A 14,357-nucleotide genomic window follows, 5' to 3' on the forward strand; every position below is an offset into this window, starting at 1 on the left:
GTTATTTTATATATTTTAAACACACAAAAAACCTGAATAATATTTTATTCAGGTTTTTTGTGGTTATTAATATCTTGTACCGATTTTGTTGTTGGTGTTTTGTTGTTGGTAGAGACGCAATGCATTGCGTCTCTAGGATGTTCTGCTCTGGGAAATGATGCTGAATCGTTAAACAAAAAAATGAGCCCGATTAGATATCGAGCTCATTTTTATAAATAGGTTATTTTTATTACTTAATAAGCTCTTTCGTCATTTCCTTCATAGAAGTTAATAAACGCTTGGTTTACCACTCTGTTTCCACCATCGGTAGGATAATCACCTGTAAAATACCAATCACCTAAATTATCAGGGCAGGCTTTATGTAAGCTTTCAACGTTTTGGAAAATTACTTCAATATTCGAAGAAATATCCGCAGTTTTTAACATCTGAGCAATTTTAGCCGAAATTTGTTTATCGGTAAAAGGAGCATATACTTCTTTTACATAATTTACAACATCTTTATCTTGGCTAACCTGTTGCTTTTTACATTTGGCATATACGCTATCAATAATACCATACTGATCGGTTTCTTTTAACAATTCTAATGCCGCTTTAAAGGCGATAAAATCATTAATTTTTGCCATATCAATACCATAACAATCAGGGTAACGAATTTGAGGAGCCGAAGAAACTACTACAATTTTCTTTGGGTTTAATCTATCTAATATTTTAATGATACTTTTCTTTAAAGTCGTACCACGAACAATACTATCGTCAATAATTACCAAGTTATCGGTTGGTTTTACAACACCATAAGTAACATCGTAAACATGGGCTACTAAGTCATCTCTACTGCTATCATCAGTAATAAAAGTTCTTAATTTTGCATCTTTAATAGCTATTTTTTCAAAACGAGGTCTTTTAGAAAGAATGTCGGTTACTTTTTCTTTCGATAATTTTCCGCCACCTGCTAAAATAGCTGCTGTTTTTTGCTGATTTAACACATCTTCGGCAGCTTCCATCATTCCAAAAAATGAAGTTTCTGCGGTGTTAGGAATGTATGAGAAAACAGCATTTTCAATATCGTTATCAATCGATTTTAAAACCTCAGGAAATACATATTTTCCTAAGTTTTTACGTTCGGTGTAAATATCGGCATCGCTTCCTCTTGAAAAATAAATACGCTCAAAAGAACAGGCTTTTTTAACACGCTGTTCTAAAACAGGCGCCATAGAAGTTTCACCACTTTTTTTAATGATTAGTGCATGACCTCTATCAATTTCTTTGATTTCGTTAATATCAACATTAAATACCGTTTGAATTGCAGGACGCTCTGAGGCTACCACCACAACTTCATCATCTTGATAATAAAATGCAGGACGAATCGCCGAAGGATCTCTTAAAACAAAAGCATCACCGTGTCCTAATAAACCAGCCATAGCGTAACCACCATCCCAGTTTTTTGCTGAACGCTGTAAAATTCGTTGGATATCTAAATGCTCTTCAATAAAAGGAGATGCATCTTTTTTACTAAATCCTGCTTCTTTTGCTTTTACATATAAATCAGAAACTTCATCCTCTAAGAAATGACCTATTTTTTCCATTACTGTAACGGTATCGGTAGCTTCTTTAGGGTGCTGTCCTAAATCAATTAAATCATTTAAAAGTTGCTTCGAATTGGTCATGTTAAAGTTACCTGCAACAAGTAAACTTTGGTGTCTCCAATTACGTTGACGTAAAAAAGGATGTACATTTTCGATAGAATTTCCTCCAAAAGTACCGTAACGAAGATGTCCTAAAAACAAGTTACCTAAGTAAGGAACATTATTTTGTTGCCATTGGGTATCGGCTGCTTCTTCAATATTTTCTTCAAAAACGCCGTTAATACGGTTGTTTATTTTTCCGAAAATATCTTTAATTGGTTGCGGTTGATTAGAACGAATTCTGCTAATATATCTGGTTCCTGGTGCTACATCAAATTTAATACTAGCAAAACCCGCACCGTCTTGCCCACGATTGTGCTGTTTTTCCATTAATAAATACATTTTATTTACCCCGTATAAAGCGGTTCCGTACTTATCTTTATAATATTGTAATGGTTTTAATAATCGAACCATTGCAATACCGCACTCATGTTTAATAGCGTCACTCATTTTGAAAAAATATTTAATAGTGTGTTGTTGTTGTTCTTGTTATTCTTGTTGTTGTATGTTTTATGCTATAAAAAAATCCGCAGCAAAAAGCGCGGATTTTTAAGTTATGATAGTTTTATATCAAATTGTGTTAATTCTTTAAAAGCTTGTAAGCGTGTTAGCACTTCTTCTTTTGTAAGATTTTCCATTCGTTGTGTTCCAAATTTTTCAACACAAAAGGATGCTAAATTAGAACCGTAGATAATTCCGTTTTTCATGTTGTCAAACGAAATGTCTTCAGTTTTTGCTAAATATCCACAAAAACCTCCTGCAAAAGTATCACCTGCTCCTGTTGGATCAAATACTTCGGCTAGCGGTAATGCTGGGGCAAAGAACATTTTTCCTTCACTAAATAATAAAGCACCGTGTTCTCCTTTTTTAATGATTACATATTTAGGACCCATTTCATGAATTTTCTTCGCAGCATTTACTAACGAATATTCTCCACTTAATTGACGCGCCTCTTCGTCATTAATAGTAACAACATCTACACGTTTTAAAACGGTGTGTAAATCATCTAAAGCGATGTCCATCCAAAAGTTCATCGTATCTAATACTACTAATTTTGGTTTTTCAGTCATCTGATCTAAAACAGACGCTTGTGTTAAGGGGTGTAAGTTTCCTAACATCACAATACCTGCATCTTTAAATGCTTCAGGAACTACAGGGGTAAAATGTTCTAATACATTTAATTCTGTAATTAGGGTATCGCGTGAATTCATATCGTTATGATATTTACCGCTCCAAAAAAAAGTTTTACCTTCTTTTACAACCTCAATACCATCGGTATTAATTTCTTTACTGTTCATCATATCTAAATATGATTGAGGGAAATCTCCTCCAACAACAGAAACAACTCCGGTTTTAACTCCAAAATTAGAAGCTGCCAAACCTACGTAAGTTCCTGAACCTCCTAATATTTTATCTGTTTTACCAAAAGGTGTTTCAATAGCGTCAAATGCTACGGTACCAACTGCTAATAATTTGCTCATTTCTTGTTTTTTTACTGTAATTTTGCACTTTTAACAAAGTGTCACAGTGCAAAAATAGTTTTAAAAAATGACTATCAAAGAAATACAAGAAGAAATTATTGACGAGTTCTCTATGTTTGATGACTGGATGGAGCGTTACGAATATATCATTGACTTAGGAAAATCATTACCTATAATAAAGGACTCTTTTAAGTTAGATGAAAATTTAATTAAAGGATGTCAGTCAAAAGTTTGGTTATATTCAGAGTTATCTGGCGACAGTATTCTGTTTACTGCCGATAGCGATGCTATTTTAACCAAAGGAATTGTAGCGTTATTATTAAGAGTTTATTCTAATCAAACACCACAAGCAATTTTAGCTGCAAAAACTGATTTTATCGATGAAATTGGTTTAAAAGAACATTTAAGCCCAACTCGTGCAAATGGTTTAGTTTCTATGATTAAGCAGATAAAAATGTATGCAATAGCGCAACAATCAAAATTGACAACCTAAATTAATAGTCAAAATTAACAACGAAAAGAAGTAGGAAAGATGACAGATAAACAACTAGACGAATTAGGAGATAAAATAGTAGGTGTTTTAAAAACAATTTACGATCCTGAAATTCCAGTAGATATATATGAGTTAGGTTTAATTTATGATGTATTCGTATCGGAAGAAAACGATGCTAAAATTTTAATGACCTTAACTTCGCCAAATTGCCCGGTAGCAGAAAGTTTACCTGTTGATATTGAAAATAAAGTAAAATCATTAGAAGAAATTAACAACTGCGAGGTTGAAATAACTTTTGATCCTACTTGGACAAATGAAATGATGAGTGAAGAAGCGAAGTTAGAACTTGGAATGCTATAAAAATGGCGGCACAAATTATAAATAAAGTAGCCAATAGTCAATTAATAACTATTGATCTTGAAGATTTTTATCCAAAGGGAAATCGTATTGTTTTTGATATTAAAGATTGGTTATATGAAGAATTAATTCTTCGTGAAAAAGACTTCCGAGAACAAGTTAAAAATCATAATTGGTCGCAATACCAAGGTGATTATATTGCTTTAAGTTGTTCGGTCGAGGCTATTATTCCTTCTTGGGCATATCTTTTATTAACAACAAAGTTAACCGAATTTGCTAAAAAAGTAGTAGTAGGAAATTTAGAATTACTAGAAACCGTACTTTTTAATGATATTATTACTAATTTAAATATCACAGAATATCAAGATAAAAGATTAATAATAAAAGGCTGTTCTAATAAACCAATACCACAAAGTGCTTATACACTGCTGGTAAGCAAAATTCAGCCAATTTGTAAAAGTATTATGTTTGGGGAAGCCTGTTCAACGGTGCCTTTATTTAAAAAAAAATAAGTGCATAAAGAGTGACTTTTATAAAATAATATTGTCTAATAAAAAGCGTAGTTTTACGCTCTTAAAAATTATAAAATTAACAGTATGAAAAAAATTGTTTTAACATTCGCATTTGTATGCGCTATTGCTTCTTTAAAAGCACAAACAGTTGAAGAATTAAAAAAAGACCTTACAGATAAAAAAGGTGAAATAAGTAAATTACAAGGTGAAGCAAGTGCTTTACAATCTAAAATTGATGCGTTTCCAGGATGGAAATTTGGTGCATTTGGTACTATTGGAGCAAATTTTTCAGGTTTCGATAAATGGTATTCTAACGCAGTTCCTAATTCATCTGCAGGAAATGTAGGTATTACAGCAAATGGTTTTGCTAATTTAGATAGAGAAAAATATTTCTGGAGAAATTCAGGAAATATCAATTTAGGGTGGGTTAAGTTAGATGATAAAGATAATGCTACTGACGATACTGATTTTCAAGGAACTACTGATGTATTTACGCTAACATCTTTATTTGGTTATAAATTAACGAAAACACTAGCAGCATCAACATTAGTTGAATACAGAACATCTTTAATTAAAAACTTTAACGATCCAGGATATTTAGATTTTGGACTAGGGCTTACCTGGATTCCTATGCCAGAATTAGTAGTAGTTGCACATCCATTAAACTACAACTATGTATTTAGCAAATCAGGATCAAACTTTGATTCATCATTAGGAGCTAAAATAGTAGCAGAATACAACAAGAAAATTGGTAACTTTAAGTTCAGATCTAACTTATCAACTTTCCAAAGCTATAAATCAGCAGATTTATCAAACGCTACTTGGATAAACTCTATCGGATTTAATATTTGGAAAGGTATTGGAGTAGGAATTGAATCTGGTTTAAGAGCTAATAAACAAGAGGCATTTAATTCAGAATTAACAAATTACCCTTCTTTAGAAGCAACACCAGGAAAAATACAATCTTACTGGTTAGCAGGTTTAAGCTACGGTTTCTAAATAAAAAGAGTATTATTATATAATTATAAGAAACCTCAAGCAGTAATGTTTGAGGTTTTTTTTATGTATTTTAGCTAAAAATAAAATTCAATTAAATGACACTATTAATCATATACGCTACAGTTTCTATTTTCTTCTCTTTTATATGTTCTATTCTAGAGGCTGTTTTATTAAGTGTAACCGCTACTTTTATCAATGTTAAAAAGAAGGAGAGCGAGGCTTTTGCAACCGATTTAGAAGCCTTAAAAAAAGATGTTGATAAGCCTTTGATTGCTATTTTAACTTTAAATACTCTAGCGCATACAGTAGGAGCAATTTTAGTAGGAACAGAGGCTAAGAAAATTTTTAATGATGACGGTTATGGTGTTTTTATTGTTTCGGCAGTGATGACTATTTTAATTTTAGTAGCCTCAGAAATTATTCCAAAAACCATTGGAGCAACTTATTGGAAACACTTAGCGGGCTTTACTACAACAGCTTTAAAAATGATGATTTTTCCATTAAAATGGACAGGAGTTCTATGGGTTTTACAATTAGCAACGAAATTAATTGGTGGAAAATCGGCACATGGAGAAAGCGTTTTAAGTAGAGAAGATTTTTCAGTAATGACAGATATTGCCCAGCAAGAAGGGGTTTTTCATGAAGATGAAAGCAATGTTATTAGAAACATGCTAAACTTTAAAGACGTTCAAGCAAAAGATATTATGACACCTCGAACTGTGGTAGTGTCAGCAGATGAAAACCAAACAATTCAATCTTTTTTTGATAAAAACAAGCAGTTAAACTTTTCAAGAATTCCTGTTTTTTCTAAAAACTCAGACAACATAACAGGTTATATTTTAAAAGATCAGCTTTTATTAGCTTTAATTGATAAAAAAGGAAGCCAGCCTTTGAGTTCAATTAAAAGAGATATTTTAGTGGCAAAAAGAGAATTATCAGTTCCTGATTTGTTTACTACATTAGTAAAAGAACGCGAGCATTTAGCGTTAGTTATTGATGAATATGGATCAGTAAGCGGTTTGGTTACTCAAGAAGATGTTATTGAAACCCTTTTAGGTTTTGAAATAATGGATGAAAGCGATCATGTTGCCGATTTACAAAATTTAGCCAGAACAAACTGGGAAAAACGTTCAAAAAATATTGATATTATTGATCATTCTGATGAGTCATAATTCTTTTAAGTAGTCAATAAAGTACTTATAAAATAAATGCAAAAAAACTCAGCGCTAAATTTAGTGCTGAGTTTTTTGATTTTTTAAGTGTTTATTTTTAATAAAATTATAGTGGAATAACAATCGATCCGTTAAATTTTTCTCTTATTTTATTCAAAGCTCTATCTGCCTGTAATTTTGTTCTATAATCGCCAACCTGCGCCTTCCAATCAGGCTGATCGTAGGTAATTTTAGTAAAAACACCTGGATATTCAAGGCGAAATCTATTTCGTAAACTTTTCGCTTTGGTTTCTAATCCGTTATATAATTGGATTCTATAGCCAGTACCGTTGTTTTTATTATATGTTCTTTTTTTTGCAATCAGCGAAGCAATATCTTTGTTGTCCTTTTGATTTTGCTGTGCTTTTGCACTCAAAACACCTATTGAAAGTGATAGCGCTAAAATTAGTATAAGACCTCTTTTTTCCATTTAATTAAAACTTTATACAAAAGTAATGACTTGTAATTTAATAGATTGTTTACTTGAGTTATTTAGAACAAATATAAATTATAAATTAGGATTCTCTTAACTTTTCACAATTTATATAGAAGTAGTACTTTTGCGTAACCTTCTATGCGCTATTTTACTAATAGCCTTGTAGATAAAAATGTATTAAAACTTATATTTAACAGTATGAAAAGTGTGAAACATCACAACAGATTAACCCAGACACTCGTAAAGAGTTTAGCTTTCTTTTTAGTTTTATTAGTGAGTTTTTCGGCATTTTCACAAGATGTTGATGAAGCTCGTCAAAAAGAAGGGAAAAAATTATTTAAATCTTTATGTGCATCATGTCACAAGTTAGACAAAAAACTTGTAGGTCCTAAATTAGGAGACATTGAAAGTAGAAGAGAAAACGATTGGTTAAAGTCTTGGATTAGAGACAATGCCGCGTTTAGAGCTTCTGGCGATAAAGATGCAATTGAAGTTTTTGAAGAGTACAAGCAATCTAGCATGACGGCTTTTCCTCAGTTAACTGATAAAAATATCGATGATATTCTTTATTACACCACTGTAGGGAAACTTAAAAAAGCAGGTGAAGCTGCTGTTACTGTTGGAGCAACTGAAAAAGGAGAAGCTCCTGGATGGTTGTTGTATCTTTTAGCTGCTGCTATTATTGTAGCTTTTTTAATTATTGCTAGTTTATTAAAAACAATTAGTGAATTAAAAGGAGCTCCTAAAACACCAGGTGTCGTAGGACAAACTGCTGATTTATGGGAAGGGTTAAAGAAAAACACCTTTTTACAAGTGTTAATCGTTATATTCTGTGCTTTAATGGGTGCTTATTTTTTCTTCGGAACCTTATTTCAAATAGGTGTTGACGAAGGATATCAGCCAATTCAGCCAATTGCTTTTTCACATAAAATTCACGCTGGTGATAACAAAATTGACTGCCAATATTGTCACTCTTCAGCAAAACATAGTAAAACATCAGGGATTCCTTCTGTAAGTGTTTGTATGAATTGTCATAAAAACATATCTGAAGTAGCAGATGATACGAAAGTTGTAATGGAAGGTCATACGTTGGTGAAATCTGACTTAGACAAAGAAATTGCTAAAATATACGAAGCTGCCGGATGGGATGCTGAAAATTTAGAATACACTGGAGTTACTAAACCTGTAAAATGGGTTAGAGTTCATAATTTACCAGATTTTGCATATTACAATCACTCACAACACGTTACTGTTGCTGGATTAAAATGTCAAAAATGTCATGGTCCTGTTGAAGAAATGGAAGAGGTATATCAATATTCTCCATTAACAATGGGTTGGTGTATTGACTGTCATAAAGCAACCAAGGTTGACTTAAAAGGCAATGAATACTATGCTAAAATTCATAAGCAATTAGCAGCAAAGTATGGGGTTGACCAAGTGTCAATTGCTCAGTTAGGTGGAAAAGAGTGTGGTAAGTGCCACTATTAATCAATTAGAAAGTAGAAAAACACATATATAAATGGCTTCAAACAAAAAATACTGGCAAAGTGTTGAAGAACTAAAAGGTAGTTCTGTTGTTGAAACGCTACGTAATAATGAGTTTGTACAAGATATTCCTACAGATGAATTTTTAGGTGATAAAGAAACATTAGAAACTTCATCAACCTCACGTAGAGATTTCTTGAAATATGTTGGATTTACCACAGCAGCCGCTTCTTTAGCAGCCTGTGAAGGTCCCGTAAGAAAATCAATCCCTTATGTAGTACAACCAAATGATATTGTTGTAGGTATTGCAGATTGGTATGCAACTACAATTGCAGATGGTTTTGATTTTGCAAACGTATTAGTAAAAACACGTGAAGGTCGTCCGATTCTTGTAATGCCGAATAAATTAGCATCAGGAGAAACAAACGCACGTACACAAGCATCTGTTTTATCATTATACGATGATCAATTACGTTTAAAAGAACCTAAAAAGGGTGCAGATCAAATTTCTTGGGCAGATGCCGATAAAGAAATTATCGCAACCTTAAACGAGTTAAAAGTAGCAAACGAACCAGTTGTGTTATTAACTGGTACTTTAGCAAGTCCTTCAACTGAAAAAGTAATTACAGCATTTACTGCTGCATATCCAAACGTAAAGCACGTTGTTTATGATGCTATTTCAGAAAGTGCAACTGCCGATGCTTTTCAAGCAATGTATGGTACACGCGCTTTACCAAATTATGATTTTAGTAAAGCAGAAGTTATCGCTTCTATTGGTGCTGATTTTATTGGAGACTGGCAAGGAGGATATGAAAAGTCATATACTGATGGGCGTAAAGCTGCATCTGGTAAAATGTCTTACCATGTTCAAATAGAAAGTAATATGTCATTAGCAGGGGCAAATGCTGATAAAAGATTGGTTGTAAAACCTTCTGATCAAGTATATGCTTTGGTTAATTTATATAATGCTGTAACAGGAGAATCAATTCCTTCTAAAGCAACTAAAATTGACGCTGAAATTAAAAAGCTAGCAAGCAATTTAATTAAAGCAGGTTCAAAAGGAGTTGTTCTTACAGGATTAAATGATAAAAACGCTCAGTTAATTGCTTTTGCTATTAACGAGAAGTTACAAAGTGAGATATTCGATACCAAAGCTGTTAATTTAACACGTCAAGGTAACGATACTCAAGTAGCTCAATTAGTTGCTGATATTAAAGCAGGAGTAGTAAAAGGTTTAGTTACTTATAACACAAACCCTTTATATACGTTAGCAAACGCTGCTGATTTAGCTGAAGGAATTAAGAATTTAAAATTATCTGTTGCAATATCGACTCAAAACGATGCAACGGCTAATGCTACACAGTATAGCTTACCAGCGCCTCACAATTTAGAGAGTTGGGGAGACGTTACAATTACTAAAGGTACGTATAGTTTAATGCAGCCAACAATTTCGCCATTATTTAATACGCGTCAGTTACAAGATGTGTTATTAAAATGGTCAGGTAGTTCAGCAAGCTATTACGATACTTTAAAAGAATTTTGGAGTGCCTCTATTTTAAACGGAGCTTCTTGGAATCAAGCATTGCATGATGGTTTTTTCAAATCAGCAATAATTTCAGAAGAAGAAGTTTTTGAATCGGCAGTAGTTATTAGTGCTTCAGTTTCTGAATTATTAAAAACAACAAGTACCGCTTCAGGTTTTGAATTAAACTTGTTTTCATCAACTGCTTTAGGTGACGGTAAACAAGCAAACAATCCTTGGTTACAAGAATTGCCAGACCCTATTACACGTGCTGCTTGGGATAATTATTTAACCGTTTCAATGGCTGATGCTAAAGAATTAGGTTTTGATAACCCGGTAAAAGATAACGGTGCTATTAATGGAAACTACGCTACGGTAACAGTAAATGGTGTTTCTATTGAAAAAGTTCCAGTAATGATTCAGCCAGGACAGGCAAAAGGATCTGTAGGTTTAGCATTAGGATATGGTAGAACACAAAGTTTAAAAGAAGAGATGCAGGTTGGTTTAAATGCCTACCCTCTTTATAAGAACGCAAACCATATTCAATACAATGTTTCTATTGAAAAAACTTCAGGATGGCATAAGTTTGCTTGTACACAAGTACAAAGTACACTTGCAGGTCGTCATGATATTTTAAAAGAAGCAACTTTAAAGCAGGTAGCTGATAAAAGTTTAGACCCAAAACATACTTGGAATAAGCCTTCAATGGTATCTTACGATCACCAAGAGGTTGAGGCAAAAAGTATCGATTTATGGGCAGACCATAATCGTGAAATTGGGCATCATTTTAATTTATCTATTGATTTAACATCTTGTACAGGATGTGGGGCCTGTGTTGTAGCATGTCATGCAGAAAATAATGTGCCGGTTGTAGGTAAAGACGAAGTAAGAGTAGGTAGAGATATGCACTGGTTGCGTATTGACCGTTATTATTCTTCAACAGTAATTGATAAGCAACATGATGCTTCAATGACTATGGAAGAATTTAGAGCTCAAAACCCTAGATTATCAAACAAAGAAGTTGAAAGAAAGTATACTGAAAAGGTTTTAGAATTAAGTAAAGGTGATTTATTTGATGCTTTAGAAAATTCTGCAGAAAACCCAGAGGTAGCTTTCCAACCAATGATGTGTCAGCACTGTAATCACGCACCTTGTGAAACGGTATGTCCGGTAGCAGCAACATCACATGGTCGTCAAGGTCAAAATCAAATGGCTTATAACAGATGTGTTGGTACAAGATATTGTGCAAATAACTGTCCTTATAGAGTTCGTCGTTTTAACTGGTTTAATTATTCAGAAAACGAAGAATTTGATTTCAATATGAACAACGAATACGGTAAAATGGTATTAAACCCAGATGTTGTAGTTCGTTCTCGTGGAGTTATGGAAAAATGTTCAATGTGTATTCAAATGACACAGGCAACTATTTTAAATGCTAAGAAAGAAGGTAGAGCAGTACATAAAGATGAATTTGAAACCGCATGTTCATCAGCTTGTTCGTCAGGATCAATGGTGTTTGGAGATGTAAATAATCCTGAAGATGCAGTAACTGCATTAAAAGAGGATGATAGGGCTTTTCACGTATTAGACTATATTGGAACAAAACCAAATGTAGTGTATCAAGTGAAAGTAAGAAATACAAACGAAGCTTAATAACAAAACTAATAAGTATATAGATTTATGTCGTCTCATTACGAATCATCTTATAGAGAACCTTTAGTGTTGGGTAACAAAAGTTACCACGATATCACTGAAGACATTGCAAGACCTATTGAAGGTAAAGCAAATCAAAATTGGTATATCGCATTTTACATCTCCTTAGCAGCAATGCTTTGGGGGTTTGGATGTATTTTCTACACCGTCGGTACAGGTATCGGTGTGTGGGGATTAAGTAAAAACATCGGTTGGGCATGGGATATTACCAACTTCGTATGGTGGGTAGGTATTGGTCACGCAGGAACCTTAATTTCGGCGGTACTATTATTATTCCGTCAAAAATGGCGAATGGCAATTAACCGTTCGGCAGAAGCGATGACAATTTTTGCGGTATTCCAGGCAGGGTTATTTCCAATTATTCACATGGGGCGTCCATGGAATGGATACTGGGTGTTACCAATGCCAAACCAGTTCGGATCATTATGGGTTAATTTTAACTCACCATTATTATGGGATGTATTCGCAATTTCAACGTATTTATCTGTATCATTAGTTTTCTGGTGGACAGGTTTATTACCAGATTTTGCAATGATTCGTGATAGAGCAGTAAAGCCTTTTCAAAAGAAAATATATGCTTTATTATCTTTCGGATGGTCAGGTAGAGCTAAAGATTGGCAACGTTTTGAAGAAGTATCTTTAGTGTTAGCAGGTTTAGCTACACCATTAGTACTTTCAGTACATACAATTGTATCTATGGATTTTGCTACTTCTATTAACCCAGGATGGCATTCAACAATATTTCCACCTTATTTCGTAGCTGGAGCAATCTTTTCAGGATTTGCAATGGTACAAACCTTATTAGGTATTATGCGTAAGGTTACAAATATGGAAGCATATATTACACGTTTACACGTAGAATATATGAATATTGTAATTCTTTTAACTGGTGGTATTGTAGCGGTAGCTTATGCAACAGAGTTTTTTATTGCATGGTACACAGGTTCACCGTATGAAAACTACACATATTTGTCTTTTGGTGCTGAAGCAGGTGCTTACGGATGGGCATTTTGGTCATTATTAATATGTAATATTATTTTACCACAGTTTTTATGGATCAAGAGATTAAGAAGAAGTTTTATTTTTTCTTTTATTATCTCAATCATTATTAATATTGGTATGTGGTTTGAGCGTTTCGATATTATTGCAATTGTATTAAGTAAAGGTCATTTACCATCAACATGGTGGCGTTTTGAGCCAACATTTGTAGATGTAGGTATTTTTGTTGGAACTATTGGTTTCTTCTTTGTATTATTCTTATTATACGCAAGAACATTCCCAGTAATTGCACAAGCAGAAGTTAAGACAATCTTGAAATCTTCAGGACAGAATTTTAAAAAATTAAGAGAAGAGAACAATGAGCACTAGTAAAGTAATTCACGCATTTTATAATGATGATGATATCTTAATGGATGCCGTTAAGACAATCAAAGGAGAACACCATCATCACATCGAAGAGGTATTTTGTCCATTTCCAGTTCACGGACTAGACAAGGCATTAGGATTGGCACCAACCCGTTTAGCGATTACTGCATTCTTTTACGGAATTACAGGATTATGCTTTGCTATTTGGATGACAAACTATATGATGATTCAAGATTGGCCACAAGATATTGGTGGTAAACCTAACTTTAGTTGGTTTGCTAACATGCCAGCGTTTGTGCCAATTATGTTTGAATTAACCGTCTTTTTTGCAGCCCATTTAATGGTAATTACTTTTTATATGAGAAGTAGAATATGGCCATTTAAAGAAGCAGAAAACCCTGATCCAAGAACAACGGATGATCATTTTTTAATGGAAATTCCTGTAAATGGTAACGAAGAAGAGTTAAAGGCGTTGATAGCAACAACAGGCGCTGTAGAAATTAACATAGTAGAAAAGCACTAATAACCAGAGATATGAAAAGTTTTGTGAAAATAATCGTCGCTTTAGTTGTTATAACAAGTGTTATTTCATGTGGAGATAAACGAACCCCTCAATTACAATACATGCCAGACATGTATGTTGCTGTTCCTTACGAGCCAAATGGAGCGCTGGGGTTAAATGGTAAAATGGTAGATAGATTACCTGTTGCAGGTACGGTAAGTAGAAAAGGTATTGTAGCTTATGATATTCCTGATACAAATGAAGGCTATGAAAAAGCAAAAGCAACTTTAAAAAGCCCTTTAGCGACTACTGAAAAGAATTTAGCAAAAGGAAAAGAGTTGTACGGAATCTACTGTGCTACTTGTCATGGAAGTAAAGGAGATGGTAACGGAGTTTTATCTCAAAGAGATAAATTTAACGGAATACCAAACTATAAAGAAAGAGATTTAAACCCAGGAAATATTTATCATGTTATTATGTATGGTAAAAATTTAATGGGATCTCATGCAGGACAATTACAGTACAAAGAGCGTTGGCAAATTGTGCAGTATGTAGAGAAATTAAGAAGCGAATTAAAATAACTCTATAATAGATAGTTA

14 protein-coding genes are annotated in these 14,357 nt (G+C 33.4%); 10 read left to right on the forward strand and 4 right to left on the reverse strand.

The window, feature by feature from the left end:
• Positions 1-44 precede the first annotated feature (44 nt).
• The 3 genes from DPIF8902391_RS12535 to DPIF8902391_RS03275 form a co-directional block, all read right to left on the reverse strand.
• Positions 45-176: a hypothetical protein gene (locus tag DPIF8902391_RS12535; RefSeq protein WP_256444643.1), complete on the reverse strand. Its 132-nt coding sequence runs from the start codon at positions 174-176 to the stop codon at positions 45-47.
• A gap of 57 nt (positions 177-233) precedes the next feature.
• A complete protein-coding gene (locus DPIF8902391_RS03270; protein ID WP_058886072.1) occupies positions 234-2,132 on the reverse strand; it encodes an amidophosphoribosyltransferase in 1,899 nt (632 codons plus the stop codon).
• Between the two features lie 104 nt (positions 2,133-2,236).
• The gene (locus DPIF8902391_RS03275; RefSeq protein WP_172505032.1) at positions 2,237-3,163 is read right to left on the reverse strand and encodes a PfkB family carbohydrate kinase; all 927 of its coding nucleotides are present in this window, start codon (positions 3,161-3,163) and stop codon (positions 2,237-2,239) included.
• Between the two features lie 67 nt (positions 3,164-3,230).
• Here DPIF8902391_RS03275 and DPIF8902391_RS03280 point away from each other — a divergent pair, with 67 nt between their 5' ends.
• From DPIF8902391_RS03280 to DPIF8902391_RS03300, 5 genes are all read left to right on the forward strand, one after another.
• Positions 3,231-3,656, forward strand: coding sequence for a SufE family protein (locus DPIF8902391_RS03280; protein WP_058886070.1), 426 nt, complete (start codon positions 3,231-3,233; stop codon positions 3,654-3,656).
• A gap of 39 nt (positions 3,657-3,695) precedes the next feature.
• Positions 3,696-4,016 carry a DUF59 domain-containing protein gene (locus DPIF8902391_RS03285; RefSeq protein WP_058886069.1) on the forward strand — a complete coding sequence of 107 codons (321 nt, stop codon included), beginning with the start codon at positions 3,696-3,698 and terminating at the stop codon, positions 4,014-4,016.
• Positions 4,017-4,018: 2 nt separating this feature from the next.
• Positions 4,019-4,525, forward strand: coding sequence for a DUF2480 family protein (locus DPIF8902391_RS03290; protein WP_172505033.1), 507 nt, complete (start codon positions 4,019-4,021; stop codon positions 4,523-4,525).
• An 84-nt stretch (positions 4,526-4,609) separates the two neighbouring features.
• On the forward strand, positions 4,610-5,524 hold the full coding sequence (locus DPIF8902391_RS03295; protein WP_058886067.1) for a DUF3078 domain-containing protein: 915 nt from the start codon (positions 4,610-4,612) through the stop codon (positions 5,522-5,524).
• Between the two features lie 95 nt (positions 5,525-5,619).
• A complete protein-coding gene (locus DPIF8902391_RS03300; RefSeq protein WP_172505034.1) occupies positions 5,620-6,696 on the forward strand; it encodes a CNNM domain-containing protein in 1,077 nt (358 codons plus the stop codon).
• A 106-nt stretch (positions 6,697-6,802) separates the two neighbouring features.
• Here the strand turns inward: DPIF8902391_RS03300 and DPIF8902391_RS03305 are convergent, their stop codons facing one another.
• A complete protein-coding gene (locus DPIF8902391_RS03305; protein WP_058886065.1) occupies positions 6,803-7,165 on the reverse strand; it encodes an SPOR domain-containing protein in 363 nt (120 codons plus the stop codon).
• A 204-nt stretch (positions 7,166-7,369) separates the two neighbouring features.
• Here DPIF8902391_RS03305 and DPIF8902391_RS03310 point away from each other — a divergent pair, with 204 nt between their 5' ends.
• Genes DPIF8902391_RS03310 through DPIF8902391_RS03330 form a run of 5 tightly spaced genes read left to right on the forward strand, consistent with a single transcriptional unit; the run spans position 7,370 to position 14,339 of the window.
• Positions 7,370-8,659 (forward strand): cytochrome c3 family protein, encoded by a 1,290-nt coding sequence (locus tag DPIF8902391_RS03310; RefSeq protein WP_058886323.1) that lies wholly within the window; start codon positions 7,370-7,372, stop codon positions 8,657-8,659.
• 31 nt (positions 8,660-8,690) lie between these two features.
• Positions 8,691-11,831, forward strand: coding sequence for a TAT-variant-translocated molybdopterin oxidoreductase (locus tag DPIF8902391_RS03315; protein WP_058886064.1), 3,141 nt, complete (start codon positions 8,691-8,693; stop codon positions 11,829-11,831).
• A gap of 27 nt (positions 11,832-11,858) precedes the next feature.
• A complete protein-coding gene (nrfD, locus tag DPIF8902391_RS03320; protein WP_058886063.1) occupies positions 11,859-13,259 on the forward strand; it encodes an NrfD/PsrC family molybdoenzyme membrane anchor subunit in 1,401 nt (466 codons plus the stop codon).
• Positions 13,249-13,779 (forward strand): DUF3341 domain-containing protein, encoded by a 531-nt coding sequence (locus DPIF8902391_RS03325; RefSeq protein ID WP_058886062.1) that lies wholly within the window; start codon positions 13,249-13,251, stop codon positions 13,777-13,779. Before nrfD ends, DPIF8902391_RS03325 begins: the two co-directional genes overlap by 11 nt.
• Positions 13,780-13,790: 11 nt before the next feature.
• Positions 13,791-14,339: a c-type cytochrome gene (locus DPIF8902391_RS03330; RefSeq protein ID WP_172505035.1), complete on the forward strand. Its 549-nt coding sequence runs from the start codon at positions 13,791-13,793 to the stop codon at positions 14,337-14,339.
• Positions 14,340-14,357 lie beyond the last annotated feature (18 nt).

The sequence above is a fragment of the Tenacibaculum finnmarkense genomovar ulcerans genome (genome assembly GCF_900239495.1).
GTDB classification, from domain to species: Bacteria; Bacteroidota; Bacteroidia; order Flavobacteriales; family Flavobacteriaceae; genus Polaribacter; species Polaribacter ulcerans.